We start from the raw sequence: 13,837 nt of genomic DNA on the forward strand, positions 1-13,837 counted from the left end.
AGGGGTGTCGAGTCCCTAACCGCGCGCACCGCTCAGGTCAGCAAATCAAGCTCGCCATTGCACGCGGATTGAACAAAGCCGTCGGGGTCAGCGGCAAAGGACGCCCACAGGCTGAAATGCTCGGTCTCGCGCAGACCAACACGGGTGATCCCGCGATGTGTCAGCCTCAATAACGTCGCTTTGGGCACCGCCATCAATATGGGCGAATGGGTGGCCATGATGACCTGCGCACTGGCGTCTTCCTGAATCTCGGCCAGGAACGCCAGCAATTCCGCCTGCTTGCGGGGCGACAAGGCTGCCTCGGGTTCGTCCAAAAGGAATATGCCCTGCCCAGTCATCCGATCCTGGATCATGGCGGCAAATCCCTCGCCATGGGATTGGGACAAGTAGCCGCCGACGGTGACATCAGCGACAGCGGCAAAGCTTTGCGCCTTGAGGAACCAGCCCTGTTGCACCTTGGGCAACCACGCTCCGCGCAAGCGACCCGCCAATGCCGCGGATCCTTCCAAGCCTGCGGTACTCGTCGCACCGCTCCACGCGCCGCGGCTAGATGTCGAGAAGCCGGCAAGCACCGCAATTGATTCCAAGAGCGTGGATTTGCCCGATCCGTTCTCACCAACAAGAATGGTGACGGGTGTGTCGAAAGTCAGCTCGAAAGCCGCGTCCAGCCATGGCAAGTCAAACGGGTATTGATCGGGGCGCGGCGCGTCAGGATCATTTAGGAAAACGCGCTGCAAATATGGTGCAGGCAGCTTGGTATCCCGTCTCTTGTGCGCCAACTTACCGGCTTACTCCGCCGCGTACATCCCGTCGTAAATTGGGCTCAGCGTTTCGGCTTCAAACAGCGATGATACAGACGTGCCATGCCAGATATTCAGAATGGCTTGCGCAAAAACAGGCGCAGTGGGCACGATCCGAATATTCGGCGCGTTCTTGACCGCTTCGGTGGGTTGAATGCTGTCGGTCAGCACCAGCGACTTCATCACCGAATTGGTGACGCGTTCCACTGCAGGCCCTGACATGACGCCGTGCGAGATATAGGAATGCACCTCTTTCGCGCCGTTGTCCAAAATGACCTCGGCTGCCTTACAGAGCGTGCCCGCTGTGTCGCACATGTCATCGACAATGATGCACACCTTGTCTGTCACATCCCCGATCACGGTCATCTCGGCCACTTCACCTGGCTTCTCGCGCCGTTTGTCGACGATGGAGAGCGGCGCGTTCAACCGCTTCGCCAGCTCCCGCGCGCGCGCTACACCACCCACATCGGGCGACACGATCATCAATTCGTCCATGCGGCCAGCAAACTGTGTCTTGATGTCCAGCGCAAAGATGGGCGAGGCATAAAGGTTGTCGACCGGGATATCAAAGAAACCTTGAATCTGCGCGGCGTGCAGGTCCATAGTCAGAACCCGTTCGATGCCAGCGCCTACCAGCATGTTGGCAACCAGTTTCGATGAAATGGGCGTGCGCGCCTTGGTCCGACGGTCCTGACGCGCATAGCCGAAGTAAGGGATCACGGCAGTGATCCGCGCCGCCGACGACCGGCGCAGCGCATCGCACATGATCAGCAGCTCCATCAGGTTGTCATTGGCGGGGTTCGACGTAGGCTGGATGATGAACATGTCCTCGCCGCGTACGTTTTCGAAGACTTCAACGAAAATCTCACCATCGTTGAAGCGTTCCACGCGAGCATCCACCAGCCCCACCGTGACGCCTCGATGCATCGACATGCGTCGCGCAATTGCATTTGCCAATGGCAGATTGGCATTGCCCGAGATCAACTTGGGCTCTTCGATGTTTGGCATGTCGTGTCCCCGCGCAGCACGATTGTGACAGATTCGTGATGTTGACTCCGCTTAACACGGGCTTACCGTCGCGCGAAACAGTTGACCCCGCGACCGAGGACGAAAATGCCCCATATTGACTATTATTTTGCAACTCTCTCTCCCTACACCTACCTGGCCGGGAAACGGTTCGAGGCACTGGCGCAGCAGCATGGCGCAACCGTGACGTATAAACCGCTGGATGTGATTGCCCTGTTTGGGCGTACAGGCGGAACGCCTCCCAAGGATCGGCATATCAACCGCGTTGAATACCGCGCACAGGAACTGGTGCGGCAAGCCAAGAAATACGACATGCCGTTCAACCTCAAACCCGCGCATTGGCCCACCAACGCAGCGCCATCTTCCTACGCCATAATTGCTGCACAGAACGCGGGCGGTGGTGATCTTGGCACGCTGGTACACGCCGTCCTGCGCGCTGTCTGGGCGGAGGAAAAGGACATCGCGCAAGACGACGTGATCAAGGCGTGCCTGACCGAGGCGGGTTTTGACCCTTCCCTGGCCGACAGCGGGTTGCTCAGCGGTGCCGAAACCTACGCCGCCAATCTGGAAGAGGCGGTCGACAAGGGCGTCTTCGGTGCGCCCTTTTATATTGTCGACGGGGATCAGCGGTTCTGGGGTCAGGACAAGCTCGAAGATCTTGATCTGCATCTTTCCGGTAAATTGTGATCCCCCAGATCCACACCCGGACCTTCGGGTCCGGGCCGCGCCCTGCGCTCGCCATCCATTGCTCTCTGGGGCATTCCGGTGTCTGGCGCGGGTTGGCGCAGTCGTTAGATGATGGCCTGACGCTGCATGCCTACGATCTGCCCAATCACGGCAAGTCCGGCGATTGGGACGGGCATGGCATCATGCACGACACCGCCACCGCCATGGCGCTCAAGGTCATGGACGAGATTGGCGCTGACCCCATCGACATCATCGGCCACAGCTTTGGCGCTACGGTCGCCCTTCGGCTCGCCATTGAACATTCAGCGCGCGTGCGCAGTGTGGCGATGTTTGAACCCGTCTATTTCTCGCCCATCATCGCCGACGACCCGGATTTCGGCCCAAGCTACAAATGCGACACCGCCGATTTCGATGCTGCCATTGATGCAGGTGACAACGAGACCGCCGCGCGCGCCTTCAATCGCGCCTGGGCCGAGGGGCCTGCATGGGATGATATTCCGGCTCAAAGCCGCGCCTACATGGTGGACCGCATTCGCTTTGTCCGCAATTCCGCGCCGTTCCTGATCGATGACAGCGCCGGCCTGCTCAAGCCGGGACGTTTCGAACAGGCAAAAATGCCCGCGCTTCTGATGGGGGGCGCAACCTCGCGCTGGGCAGCGCCGGTCAACGGTGCCATTGCCCGACGTTTGCCACGGGTCACATCGCATACCTTCGACGGAGTGGGGCATATGGGACCGATCACGCATCCCGACGCGGTGGCGCAGGTCTGGCATTCCTTTTTGAATGGGATTTGATGCGCGCAGCACACCACCCGGGCTCACTCAGTTTTCTTAGCGTTGTCATGGGGGAAACGCGCAATTTCTGTCCGGGGTGGGCATCGACGGTAGTTATCCTGCAGTCGATCGCCTTTTGCGTACAGCACTGTGCCTCTCAAGTCGGTTCGTCTATGATATGCTCTTCCCAATCATCGTCAGCCACATCGAATTCGCTGAACGTGCGGCCCTGCATGGACACACCTGCGGCATGAACAGTTTCCGCCCGACCTGAAATCAACGGGTGCCAGTCGAACAGGGGTTTGCCTTCATAAACAAGGCGATAGGCGCAAGTCTGCGGAATCCAGTACAAGTGTTCTTCGATATTCTCAGGCTTCAACACAATGCAATCCGGCACGAATTGGTGGCGCGTCTCGTAATGAGCGCACCGGCACGTGTCGTCATCCAGCAATCTGCAGGCCACCCGCGTCAATGCGACTTCACCAGACTCTTCATCCTCCAGCTTGTTCAAACAACATTTTCCACACCCGTCACACAGTGCCTCCCACTCCTTGCGGGACAGTTTGGAGATCGGCTTTCTCTCCCAAAAACGGGATGCTAGACCGTCGCGGTCAATCGGATCACTCATAGGTCGGCCAGTATCGCGCGTGCCTGCACACTGTCCGCATCCATCTGGGCAACCAGCGCGTCCACGCTATCAAACTTCACCTCGCCGCGCAGATGCGCGACCAAGGCGACGGACACCGGGGCACCATACAAATCGCCAGAAAAATCAAAGACAAAGGTCTCAAGGTTGGGTTTGTTCTCACCAAACATCGGTCTCACCCCAAGCGACGCCACCCCGTGGTACGACCCCGCATGAGGGCCTTCCAACACATTGAAAAGAACAGCATATACGCCAAAAGCAGGCGGGTGCAGGCCGTCAATCGACATGTTGGCCGTTGGATACCCCAAGGTTCGCCCGCGCTGCTCACCGCCGATGATCGGCCCCTCGATCCGGTGCCAGTGCCCCAGCATGTCCGCCGCATCCTGCGGCCTGCCATCGGACAACGCTTGGCGAATGGCGGTCGATGATATCGTATTGTCCGCGCGTTCCAGCAAAGGGGCAACAGTCACACCAAACCCCATCTCCTGACCAAAGCGCACCATGTCCGCGGCGGTACCCGCACGTTTCTTGCCAAAGCAGAAATCGGCCCCCACCACGACATGAGACAGGCCCAGCCCATCGCAAATCACATCCCGTGCGAATTCTTCCGGGCTCAACCCCGCCAAGCCGGAATGAAACGGCAATTCAAAGAGATAATGGATACCCATCTTCTCCAAGCGGCTCGCGCGTGCGGCCTGGCTCATCAGCCGAAAGGGGGGCGCTTCGGGCGCAAAATACTCGCGTGGATGAGGCTCGAATGTCAGGACGCCCAGAGGCGCGTCAGGCGCGGCTGTCTGCGCCAGATCAATAACGGACCGATGGCCAATATGGACGCCATCAAAATTGCCGATGGCGACGCTGGCCCCCCGGTCGCCTGCATCAACAAACTGGTAGTCCCGAATGATCTTCATGCCCCTTGCCTAGCCAAGCGGCCAAACAAGGGCAAGGACCCGTTTCTTCTGACTGAAAATACCACGGGGGAGGCCGTAGGCCGGGGGCAGAGCCCCCAAAACCGCTTTGAAGCCGTGACTTAGTCGAACTTCCGCGACGGCGCCAACACCGTTGCTTCGCCAATCAGCACTTTCTTACCGTCCACAGCGCAGTGGCAGTCCAGCTTCACGCGACGCTTGGCAAAGTCGATGTCGATGACCTTGACCTCGGCATAGACCATGTCTCCTGGGCGAACGGGGGCGAGGAATTTCAACGATTGGCCCATGTAAACGGTGCCATGTCCCGGAAGTTGCTCACCGATGACGGCGGAAATCAGACCGGCAGTCAGCATTCCATGCGCAATGCGGCCCTGAAAGATCGTGTCGCGCGCATAGTCATCATCCAAATGCACTGGGTTCCGGTCGGTCGAGACCTGCGCAAACATCTCGATGTCTTCATCCGTGACGACTTTCCGCAGGTGGCGGGACATCCCCATTTCGATGTCTTCAATACAGATCGTGCCGCGGGGCATGTTGTCCAACATGAGCTTGCTCCGGTAATAATCCGAACGTTTGTTCGGTGTGTGCGCAATGTAATTACTTTGCGCGCGCAGAAAAGCAAGCTAAAAGTAGGTCAGCGTAAATGCCCTATCGCAAAGGTCGGCGCGCTTTTTTCTGTTTCTAAATAATCCCTTAGCGCATCCGGATCCGGTTGGTGCGACGTTTTGGTTTCTGCCGCGGCCAAACCACCCGAAATGAACAGAGAATCGATGTCCTCGCCCATCGCGCCCGCGATATCGGTCAAAACACCATCCCCAATGGCCAGAATACCACTGTCCGGCACATCCACACCAAGCTCAGCCAACCGCCGGCGGGCCAGATCATAGATCGGCGGATGCGGCTTGCCGAAATACAGGCTCTCGCCGCCCATCTCGGTATACAGCTTGGCCAAGGCGCCTGCACACCACTCCCGCACCTCGCCACGGTCCACAACGATGTCGGGGTTTGCACAAAGCAGCTTCAGCCCCAGTTGCTTGGCCATAAGAAACTCAGGGCGCATCACGTCTGGGTCTGCCATCGGGTCGCGCGGACCGGTGCACACAATCCCCTCGGCCTCGTCCAGAGGCACCATCTCGATCTTCACTGGATCCTTGATGACACCAATAGGCTCAAAGAATTTCTCCTCACCCGGCTGCCCAATGAAATGCACCTTGGACCCAACGATCCCCCGGAACATCGCCGCACGCGCGCTGTCGCCCGATGTGGCGATCGTGTCCCACGCATCATCCGGCACACCAAAATGCACCAACTGCTTCATCACACCGGCGCGGGGGCGGGGCGAGTTCGTGACCAACACCACCTTGCCCCCCTTGGCTCGGTAGGCATGCAATGCGGCCACGGCCTCCGGCAGGGCGTGTACGCCGTTGTGTACGCACCCCCAAAGATCGACGAACAGCGCGTCATAGCGATCCGAGATCTCGGACAGGGAAGTGATGATCTGGGCCATGACGCCTCCGGTCTGAATTGGTCAACCAGGGTGTGCCACAGCCGGGGCAGGGGCGAAAGGGCCTAGTCGGCGCGATGATCCGGGTCGTTCAACGGGTGGTTCCACGTCCAGTCATACAGGCCCTCGTCCCGCTCTTTCACCGCCTGTTTCCAGCCCATGGCCTCGGCCCGGACCTTGAAGTTCAACCCCTCGGGTGAATGCCGGGTGATCCCGTCAAAAACGGTGGCAAGACGCTGGGTCTGGTTGATCGTGGCCTCAAGTGTCTGGTTGATCACCATCTTGTTCATGGCGAGTTGATTGATCGGCACCGACGCCATGCGCGCGGCAAGCGCCTCAACCTCTGCGTCCAATGCGTCGGCAGGCACAGCTTTCAAAACCAAACCCATCTCAGCCGCTTCTGTCCCTGTGATCTTGTCACCGGTCAGCAGCATCCGCTTGGCCCGCTCCGGTCCCAGCCGGTACACCCACATGGCCGTGGTGGGACAGCCCCAGACGCGGGCGGGCATGTATCCAATCTGGGCCTCATCCTCCATCACCACCATGTCGCAGCACAGCGCAATGTCGGACCCACCCGCAACAGCAAAACCATGCACTTTGGCGATCACGGGCTTCATCGCCCGAAACAGCGACATGAAGCATTGCGTATTGGCCCACATGAACTGGTAGTCCTGCATAGGGTCCCAAGGCATCTCTTGCGTGATCTTGTTGTCGGGGTCCTGCGCATAGTGCGCGAGGTCATACCCGGCGCAAAAGGCGCGACCCGCCCCGGACAGCACCATCACATGCACGTCCCTGTCCGCATCAAACGCTTCGACCGCGGCCTGCAACTCGCGCGGCAGATCGTCGTCGATGGCATTCATCACGTCTGGACGGTTCAGAATGATCCGGCCAATCCGGCCGTATTTTTCGGTCTTGATGGTGCGCATGGTGTCCTCCCGCAACAACGGTTGCACAAAAAAGTAAGGCGGACCACTGGTCCGCCTGCCTTGCGCTTCTTCACCTGTAAGGCGGAGGTGCCCTCCGCCCCGCACCCTCAGACCTTGAGGTTCGGAATGATCTGCTTTTTCCGGCTCATGATGCCGGGCAGGACAACGGTGTCGCCCGACACGGTGGCATCAAAGCTCTTCTCCGCCACACCTTTCACCCGGTCATTTGGGATCAGCATGGTGGCTTCCTCGTTCAGGATATCCACCACGAACAACAGCACTTCGTCTGCGCCATCCTCTTTCGCCACGTCAACCATGGACGCCATCAGGCTGTCCTTGCGGTCCAGCACCAGCTTGGGTGCGGTCGTTTCCAGAACGGACACGCGGAATTGCGTGCCATCGACGGCATATTCCTTGCTGTCCATGCGCAGCAGCTCGGCATCCGAAAAGGCCGATACGTCGGATTTCGCCTCGAACATCTCAGACGCATAGGCGGCCAGGTCCACGCCCAGATCCTTCGCCAGATCATGGGCAATCGCCTTGTCTTCCTGCGTCGTGGTGGGTGAGCGGAACTCGAGCGTGTCTGACAAGATGCAGGACAGCATCGCGCCTTTCACACCTGTTGGCATCTGCGCCATGTCCTTGCCGATCATCTTCCACATGATGGTCGCGGTGCAGGCCAGCGGCTCGATACGGATGTCGATGGGACCCTTTGTCTCCAGACCACCCACCAGTTTGTGGTGATCGATGATGGCCGTGATGTCGGCATCGTTGATCGCGTCGGGCAGCTCGGCAGGGTTGTTGGTGTCCACGATGACAACCGGTTGGTCCGCATCAACCGCATTGATGATGCGGGGCTTGGGCAGGTCCCACTTTTTGAGAACAAAGGCGGCTTCGGTGTTGGGCTCGCCCAGCAGTACAGGTTCGGCCTGCACGCCCTTGATCTCATTCAGATACCACGCCCAGATGATGGGCGAGCCGGTCGAGTCCGTATCAGGCGATTTATGGCCAAAAACGAGCGTTGTCATAATGGGGATTCCTTTGGGAGAAGAGAATTTGGCGCCCTTATAGCAAGCTTTCCTTTGGTGTCACGGGGGCCGGTCAGAGTGCAATTGTCGCGCCTGACGATCCGTTGTATATTGTTCGAACACAAACCAAGGAGTGCTCTGAAAGTGAACAAGCTGGCCTGACTGCCCACCTGTTCCGCGCATGACATGCGCATCTTTTCAGAGGAGTGTTTTCCCATGGACAAGCCTGCCTGACCCGCATCTGTGGGGATCGTTCTGCACGTATGTGCAGTCCCATCCAATTCAGACAGAAGGGGCAGCCCATGCCCATATCCAAGAAAAAAGCCCGCAAGCCGGGCGACACCCGCACGACATCACAACCCCGCAAACCCGTTGCGCAGCGGTCCGGCATCAACCGACGCCCTGACCACATTCTGCACACGCAGGTGCGTGGCGGGCGTCCGCCGCGCTTCCCCGGCCGCACCGGCGGGCGATAGGGCTTGCCAACGGTCCCGTGCGTGGGGTTTCCTCGCACGGGCCAACTGCCCGGAAACACACGTGACAACCCGCGAAACCGATCTCTACCCACCTGTCAAAACCTTCCTTGAAGGGCAGGGATACGTGGTGAAGTCCGAGGTCGGGGCGGCGGATGTCGTCGCCGTCCGGGGTGGAGAACCACCGGTCATCGTCGAGTTGAAGCTTGGGTTCTCGCTGGCACTTGTGCACCAATGCATAGCCCGGCTTGGGGTCAGCGATGATGTCTACATGGCCGTTGAGCGTGGCAAGGGAAAGCGCTTCCTCAAGGCCACCAAGGACATGACGCGTCTGTGCCGCCGCCTTGGCCTTGGCCTTCTCACCGTGCGTCTGTCGGACGGGCTGGTGCAGGTCCATTGCGACCCCGGCCCCTATGCCCCCCGCAAGAATGCCAAGCGGCGGGGGCGGTTGCTCAAGGAATTTGCGGCCCGGCAGGGCGATCCGAATGATGGGGGGCAGACCCGCGTGGGGCTGATCACCGCTTACCGTCAGGACGCGCTGAAGCTGGCGCTTTTCCTGTATGAGGTTGGCGCCAGCAAGGGCGCGGACGTTGCGCGCGAAACGGGTGTGCCACGGGCCACGACGATGATGCGTGATGACCATTACGGCTGGTTCGAAAAGGTTGAAAAGGGTGTCTACGGTCTGACCCCAAAGGGTGCAGAGGCGGTGGATCGGTCCGGGGATGTACTGGGAACGTGATGTGGCTGATGGCTGAACACGTCACGCATTGGCGGGAACCAGCGTATCCGCCATCAGATCATCCAGAAACAAACTGAGAAGTTGCAGCCGCCCGGATACATCCGCTTTTCGATAGAGCGCGGCACATTGCGCCTTTACCGTGCCCTGAGCAGTGTCGCGCAGCTTTGCCATCTCCAATACGGAAAACCCCTTCAGCGCCAAAATGGCAACTGCGCGCTCTGCTTCGGTCAACTTCCACTCATCAAACCGCGTTTCAAGCAAGTCGGAAAAGGCGCCAGAGGCGATCTTCAACTGATCCGTTATCTGATCTTCTCGTCGCATCATGCGCCGCAGTTCCGAGGCCGAAAAGGCAAGCCCGAAAAACAGCGCAATTGTCACCAGCGCTTCAATCACATCACTTTCGACCACAGGATTGTTCAAGCCAGGCAAGAGCAGATCGAACGTGATGTCGAAGAGGAAATAAGCGCAGCACAAGGCTTGCAGCAAAAAGAGGGTCCACAAGGTTGTGCGGCGTGTCGGCATGGTAGCATCCATAAGGTTCTGCCCGGGTCGATCGGTCCCGGGCAGCGTCTTCAAAGTGGGGCGACTTTAGCTGTCGTCGTCATCCTCGTCATCTTCAAGTTCGATTTCGGTCACAAGGCCGGTGTCCATGGACACCTCAACTTCGTAGGCGACGCCATCAAGCATGACGTCCGCTTCAATCTCGCCGTCCTCAATCTCGACTTCCTGCACGGCATAGCCCATGTCGGTCAGGGCTTGCCGGACATCGGTCTCTGATGTTCCAAGGGTCTGGCCGATATCAACACCGGCAATGGCAATGCCGGGCACGATCAGGGCGGCCAGAAGGGCGGGTTTCATCAGGTTGGTCATGATCATCTCCAGTATGTTTATACGCGCCGCTTGTCGTGCGGCTGGAGATGATTTGCGGCGGTATCGCGCTGTTCTGAATTGGACTTTCGACCGAAATCAAAGCGCATATGCCGAAGGTTTATGACGAATGAAGGACGGATTACCGGTCAAAAGGGGAGCCGCTCCAGCGTAAACCCACGATCTGACAGTTGCTGCAACAAGCCGGATTCACCGGACAAATGCGCGGCCCCCACGGCGATGACAATATTTGCCTCGGTGCGCGCGTCGATCCGGTCCATCCAGGCCAAGTTCCGTTGAACCAGCAACTCCTCCATCATGTCGTCGAACAGAACGTCAAATTCGCCGTCGGGAAGATCGACTTGTCCCCGCGAAAACACGCGTGAGAACGCAAGAAGTTCGCCATGCTTCTCATCGAAATAGCTTTCGACCGTTGTTGCGGTCGAATCCACGATGAATTGTTCCATCTGCGCGATCATCGGCAGAAACCGCACCTGCTCCTCGATCGGCTCCGATCCAAGCAGGGCGATCAAATCCTGATGGGTTTCCAATTCGACGATGGGCACGTCCGCAGCCGTGGCCCGGGCCATGACCATCTTGTCCAGCCCAACCTTGCCGGCATGCAGATCAGCCATGGCGCAGGGGGCAATGCCCAGAGTAAGGGACAGGAACCATGGCTGGTACTTCGCGGCCATGAAGGGTGGTACGCCGCGCGCCTGTGCCGCCTCGGACAAAACGGTCCAGGTTTCGGGTGAAACAAGGTCAATCAGGCTTGGGCCGTCTGACAGGAACGCGATGGACGGGTCAGTTGCGATGGCATTCAGCAGTGCAGCTTCTTCCTTGGCCGTGATCTCGACCATCAACAGGTCGGCGGTTTCAACCACCGGCCCCAACCGATCCACAATAGGTTTCATACGCGCATCAAAGATGTGCATGGTGCCAACAAGGTTGATCACTTGGTCGTCCCGAGCTGCGCGCCAGTGGTTCCCCTCGGAAAACGGCAGGTCGCTCGCAATCGTAGCAATCTCATTTCGCGCTGCATCATCCAGTGTGGGGCGCAGATCAGTGCCGGTGCACGCTGCGTGCACCGTCAACGGCACCATGAACGATAGAGCCAACAAAAGTTGTCGAACCATCCTGTATTTTCCTTTTTTGTCTGCCCGCACCGAACGCTAAGTCAGCGCCGCTGCATTGCCAAGGATGTGTCAAAAAACCTTTGCAAAATTATGGCGGCATCACTGGTTGACTCATGCCGGGGGCTTCCTTACGTACGCAACGTTATCACTCGAACATGTTGAGTGCTAACGGTCCCCGACCCGGGGGCCAAGGGAGTAACTTTGAGCCTCAAGGAGCTGCAAAGATGGCATTGAAACCGCTTCATGACCGCGTGCTTGTACGCCGCACGGAAAGCGAAGAGAAAACCGCTGGTGGGCTGATCATCCCCGACAGCGCCAAGGAAAAGCCCAGCGAAGGCGAAATCGTCTCCGCAGGCCCCGGTGCCCGCAAGGACAGCGGTGAGCTGATCGAGATGGGCGTGAAAGCCGGCGACAAGGTGCTGTTCGGCAAATGGTCCGGCACCGAAGTCACCATCGACGGCGAAGAGCTGCTGATGATGAAAGAATCCGACATCATGGGGATCATCGAGTAAGCGGCCCCGCTTCTCTGATCTCTGGACGAAACTCTCACAGGAGAATTGAATATGGCTAAGGACGTCAAATTCGACACAGATGCCCGCGGGCGCATGCTGACCGGCGTGAACATTCTGGCTGACGCCGTCAAAGTCACCTTGGGCCCCAAAGGCCGCAACGTGGTGCTGGACAAATCCTTCGGCGCACCCCGCATCACCAAGGACGGTGTATCGGTTGCCAAGGAAATCGAACTGGAAGACAAGTTCGAAAACATGGGCGCGCAAATGGTCAAAGAAGTGGCCCAGCGCACCAACGACGAAGCAGGTGACGGTACAACAACCGCAACCGTGCTGGCGCAAGCCATCGTCAAAGAGGGCATGAAATCGGTTGCCGCTGGCATGAACCCGATGGACCTCAAGCGCGGCATCGACATGGCAACCTCGAAAGTGGTTGAAGCTGTCAAAGCTGCCTCGCGTGAAGTGAACGACAGTGCTGAAGTGGCACAGGTCGGCACCATCTCCGCCAACGGCGAAGCCGAGATCGGCCAGCAGATCGCAGACGCGATGCAGAAAGTTGGCAACGAAGGTGTGATCACCGTCGAAGAGAACAAGGGTCTGGAAACAGAAACCGATGTTGTCGAAGGTATGCAGTTCGACCGCGGCTACCTTTCGCCCTACTTCGTGACCAACGCGGACAAAATGACCGCCGAGCTCGAAGACTGCATGATCCTGCTGCACGAAAAGAAACTGTCGTCGCTGCAGCCGATGGTTCCGCTGCTCGAGAGCGTGATCCAGTCGCAAAAGCCACTGCTGATCATCGCCGAAGACGTTGAGGGCGAAGCGCTGGCAACTCTGGTTGTAAACAAACTGCGCGGTGGCCTGAAAATCGCAGCTGTCAAAGCACCAGGCTTCGGCGACCGCCGCAAAGCCATGCTGCAGGACATTGCGATCCTGACCGGTGGCCAGGTGATTTCCGAAGATCTGGGCATGAAGCTCGAGAACGTGACCATGGACATGCTGGGCACCGCCAAGCGCGTTCAGATCACCAAGGACGAGACCACCGTGATCGACGGCAACGGCGAGAAAGCGGAAATCGAAGCCCGCGTGACGCAAATCCGTCAGCAGATCGAAGAAACGACATCCGACTACGACCGTGAGAAGCTGCAAGAGCGCGTTGCCAAACTGGCTGGCGGTGTTGCCGTGATCCGCGTCGGCGGCATGACCGAAGTCGAAGTGAAAGAGCGTAAAGACCGCGTCGATGACGCTCTGAACGCAACCCGCGCTGCTGTGCAAGAAGGTGTTGTCGTGGGCGGTGGTGTTGCTCTGGTTCAGGCGGCCAAGTCGCTTGACGGCCTGACCGGTGTGAACAACGACCAGAACGTCGGTATCTCGATCGTACGCAAGGCCATCGAAGCGCCTCTGCGTCAGATTGCTGAGAACGCTGGTGTCGACGGCGCCGTTGTGGCTGGCAAGATCCGCGAAAGCGACGATGTGACCTTCGGCTTCAACGCTCAGACCGAAGAATATGGCGACATGTTCAACTTCGGTGTGATCGACCCTGCCAAAGTGGTTCGTACAGCTCTGCAAGACGCGGCTTCGGTTGCTTCGCTGCTGATCACCACCGAAGCCATGGTGGCCGACAAGCCCGCCAAAGAAGGCGCCGGTGGCGCGCCCGCAATGCCCGACATGGGCGGCATGGGCGGCATGATGTAATCACCGCACCCGCGCAGCGGATGCAATGATTGGGTGATGGTTTCCTCCGCAGGGGAAAATCCAAAACCCAAATCGCCAAGATTAAGGAAAGGCCGC

Annotated in this window: 17 protein-coding genes; 6 read left to right on the plus strand and 11 right to left on the minus strand. The window is 58.7% G+C overall.

Features of this window, described 5'->3' with window-relative positions; translation table 11 throughout:
• Positions 1–32 precede the first annotated feature (32 nt).
• Together IE087_RS11230 and IE087_RS11235 are read right to left on the minus strand one after the other, a co-directional pair.
• Positions 33–779, minus strand: coding sequence for an AAA family ATPase (locus IE087_RS11230; RefSeq protein ID WP_189369444.1), 747 nt, complete (start codon positions 777–779; stop codon positions 33–35).
• A gap of 9 nt (positions 780–788) precedes the next feature.
• Complete coding sequence (locus IE087_RS11235) at positions 789–1,808, minus strand: ribose-phosphate pyrophosphokinase (protein WP_189369445.1); 1,020 nt, start codon at positions 1,806–1,808, stop codon at positions 789–791.
• A gap of 105 nt (positions 1,809–1,913) precedes the next feature.
• Here IE087_RS11235 and IE087_RS11240 point away from each other — a divergent pair, with 105 nt between their 5' ends.
• Positions 1,914–2,513 carry a 2-hydroxychromene-2-carboxylate isomerase gene (locus IE087_RS11240; RefSeq protein WP_189369446.1) on the plus strand — a complete coding sequence of 200 codons (600 nt, stop codon included), beginning with the start codon at positions 1,914–1,916 and terminating at the stop codon, positions 2,511–2,513.
• Positions 2,510–3,307: an alpha/beta fold hydrolase gene (locus IE087_RS11245; protein ID WP_189369447.1), complete on the plus strand. Its 798-nt coding sequence runs from the start codon at positions 2,510–2,512 to the stop codon at positions 3,305–3,307. Before IE087_RS11240 ends, IE087_RS11245 begins: the two co-directional genes overlap by 4 nt.
• Positions 3,308–3,443: 136 nt before the next feature.
• Here the strand turns inward: IE087_RS11245 and IE087_RS11250 are convergent, their stop codons facing one another.
• From IE087_RS11250 to IE087_RS11275, 6 genes are all read right to left on the minus strand, one after another.
• The gene (locus IE087_RS11250; protein ID WP_189369448.1) at positions 3,444–3,914 is read right to left on the minus strand and encodes a YcgN family cysteine cluster protein; all 471 of its coding nucleotides are present in this window, start codon (positions 3,912–3,914) and stop codon (positions 3,444–3,446) included.
• Positions 3,911–4,843, minus strand: coding sequence for a bifunctional riboflavin kinase/FAD synthetase (locus IE087_RS11255; RefSeq protein ID WP_189369449.1), 933 nt, complete (start codon positions 4,841–4,843; stop codon positions 3,911–3,913). The genes IE087_RS11250 and IE087_RS11255 overlap by 4 nt, the downstream gene beginning before the upstream one ends.
• 119 nt (positions 4,844–4,962) lie before the next feature.
• Positions 4,963–5,406 (minus strand): MaoC family dehydratase, encoded by a 444-nt coding sequence (locus IE087_RS11260; protein WP_189369450.1) that lies wholly within the window; start codon positions 5,404–5,406, stop codon positions 4,963–4,965.
• An 89-nt stretch (positions 5,407–5,495) separates the two neighbouring features.
• Complete coding sequence (locus tag IE087_RS11265; protein ID WP_189369451.1) at positions 5,496–6,368, minus strand: TIGR01459 family HAD-type hydrolase; 873 nt, start codon at positions 6,366–6,368, stop codon at positions 5,496–5,498.
• Between the two features lie 62 nt (positions 6,369–6,430).
• The gene (locus IE087_RS11270) at positions 6,431–7,294 is read right to left on the minus strand and encodes a crotonase/enoyl-CoA hydratase family protein (RefSeq protein ID WP_189369452.1); all 864 of its coding nucleotides are present in this window, start codon (positions 7,292–7,294) and stop codon (positions 6,431–6,433) included.
• A gap of 107 nt (positions 7,295–7,401) precedes the next feature.
• Positions 7,402–8,322 carry a manganese-dependent inorganic pyrophosphatase gene (locus IE087_RS11275; RefSeq protein ID WP_189369453.1) on the minus strand — a complete coding sequence of 307 codons (921 nt, stop codon included), beginning with the start codon at positions 8,320–8,322 and terminating at the stop codon, positions 7,402–7,404.
• A 302-nt stretch (positions 8,323–8,624) separates the two neighbouring features.
• Between IE087_RS11275 and IE087_RS11280 the strand changes: the two genes are divergently transcribed.
• Together IE087_RS11280 and IE087_RS11285 are read left to right on the plus strand one after the other, a co-directional pair.
• Positions 8,625–8,798, plus strand: coding sequence for a hypothetical protein (locus IE087_RS11280; RefSeq protein ID WP_189369454.1), 174 nt, complete (start codon positions 8,625–8,627; stop codon positions 8,796–8,798).
• 61 nt (positions 8,799–8,859) lie between these two features.
• Positions 8,860–9,534 (plus strand): DUF2161 domain-containing phosphodiesterase, encoded by a 675-nt coding sequence (locus tag IE087_RS11285; RefSeq protein WP_189369455.1) that lies wholly within the window; start codon positions 8,860–8,862, stop codon positions 9,532–9,534.
• 21 nt (positions 9,535–9,555) lie between these two features.
• Here the strand turns inward: IE087_RS11285 and IE087_RS11290 are convergent, their stop codons facing one another.
• The 3 genes from IE087_RS11290 to IE087_RS11300 form a co-directional block, all read right to left on the minus strand.
• Complete coding sequence (locus IE087_RS11290) at positions 9,556–10,056, minus strand: helix-turn-helix transcriptional regulator (RefSeq protein WP_189369456.1); 501 nt, start codon at positions 10,054–10,056, stop codon at positions 9,556–9,558.
• Between the two features lie 66 nt (positions 10,057–10,122).
• Positions 10,123–10,404: a PepSY domain-containing protein gene (locus tag IE087_RS11295; RefSeq protein WP_189369457.1), complete on the minus strand. Its 282-nt coding sequence runs from the start codon at positions 10,402–10,404 to the stop codon at positions 10,123–10,125.
• A gap of 146 nt (positions 10,405–10,550) precedes the next feature.
• Complete coding sequence (locus IE087_RS11300) at positions 10,551–11,537, minus strand: TraB/GumN family protein (protein WP_189369458.1); 987 nt, start codon at positions 11,535–11,537, stop codon at positions 10,551–10,553.
• 224 nt (positions 11,538–11,761) lie between these two features.
• On the opposite strand from IE087_RS11300, the gene IE087_RS11305 reads away from it, so the two are divergent.
• Positions 11,762–12,049, plus strand: a complete 288-nt coding sequence (locus IE087_RS11305; RefSeq protein WP_147109029.1) for a co-chaperone GroES — start codon at positions 11,762–11,764, stop codon at positions 12,047–12,049.
• A gap of 51 nt (positions 12,050–12,100) precedes the next feature.
• Entirely contained in the window at positions 12,101–13,741 is a 1,641-nt protein-coding gene (gene groL, locus IE087_RS11310) for a chaperonin GroEL (RefSeq protein WP_189369459.1), read from the plus strand.
• The last annotated feature ends 96 nt before the right edge of the window (positions 13,742–13,837 follow it).

The organism is Tateyamaria omphalii (assembly GCF_014651375.1).
In the GTDB taxonomy this organism is placed as follows: Bacteria; Pseudomonadota; Alphaproteobacteria; order Rhodobacterales; family Rhodobacteraceae; genus Tateyamaria; species Tateyamaria omphalii.

Bases quoted from the DNA above. Each gene is read 5' to 3' on its own strand.
- IE087_RS11305 (WP_147109029.1), top strand. From the start codon at position 11,762: ATGGCATTGAAACCGCTTCATGACCGCGTGCTTGTACGCCGCACGGAA.
- IE087_RS11270 (WP_189369452.1), bottom strand. From the start codon at position 7,294: ATGCGCACCATCAAGACCGAAAAATACGGCCGGATTGGCCGGATCATT.
- IE087_RS11250 (WP_189369448.1), bottom strand. From the start codon at position 3,914: ATGAGTGATCCGATTGACCGCGACGGTCTAGCATCCCGTTTTTGGGAG.
- IE087_RS11255 (WP_189369449.1), bottom strand. From the start codon at position 4,843: ATGAAGATCATTCGGGACTACCAGTTTGTTGATGCAGGCGACCGGGGG.
- IE087_RS11260 (WP_189369450.1), bottom strand. From the start codon at position 5,406: ATGTTGGACAACATGCCCCGCGGCACGATCTGTATTGAAGACATCGAA.
- IE087_RS11235 (WP_189369445.1), bottom strand. From the start codon at position 1,808: ATGCCAAACATCGAAGAGCCCAAGTTGATCTCGGGCAATGCCAATCTG.
- IE087_RS11275 (WP_189369453.1), bottom strand. From the start codon at position 8,322: ATGACAACGCTCGTTTTTGGCCATAAATCGCCTGATACGGACTCGACC.
- IE087_RS11280 (WP_189369454.1), top strand. From the start codon at position 8,625: ATGCCCATATCCAAGAAAAAAGCCCGCAAGCCGGGCGACACCCGCACG.
- IE087_RS11240 (WP_189369446.1), top strand. From the start codon at position 1,914: ATGCCCCATATTGACTATTATTTTGCAACTCTCTCTCCCTACACCTAC.
- IE087_RS11265 (WP_189369451.1), bottom strand. From the start codon at position 6,368: ATGGCCCAGATCATCACTTCCCTGTCCGAGATCTCGGATCGCTATGAC.
- groL (WP_189369459.1), top strand. From the start codon at position 12,101: ATGGCTAAGGACGTCAAATTCGACACAGATGCCCGCGGGCGCATGCTG.
- IE087_RS11295 (WP_189369457.1), bottom strand. From the start codon at position 10,404: ATGACCAACCTGATGAAACCCGCCCTTCTGGCCGCCCTGATCGTGCCC.
- IE087_RS11290 (WP_189369456.1), bottom strand. From the start codon at position 10,056: ATGCCGACACGCCGCACAACCTTGTGGACCCTCTTTTTGCTGCAAGCC.
- IE087_RS11300 (WP_189369458.1), bottom strand. From the start codon at position 11,537: ATGGTTCGACAACTTTTGTTGGCTCTATCGTTCATGGTGCCGTTGACG.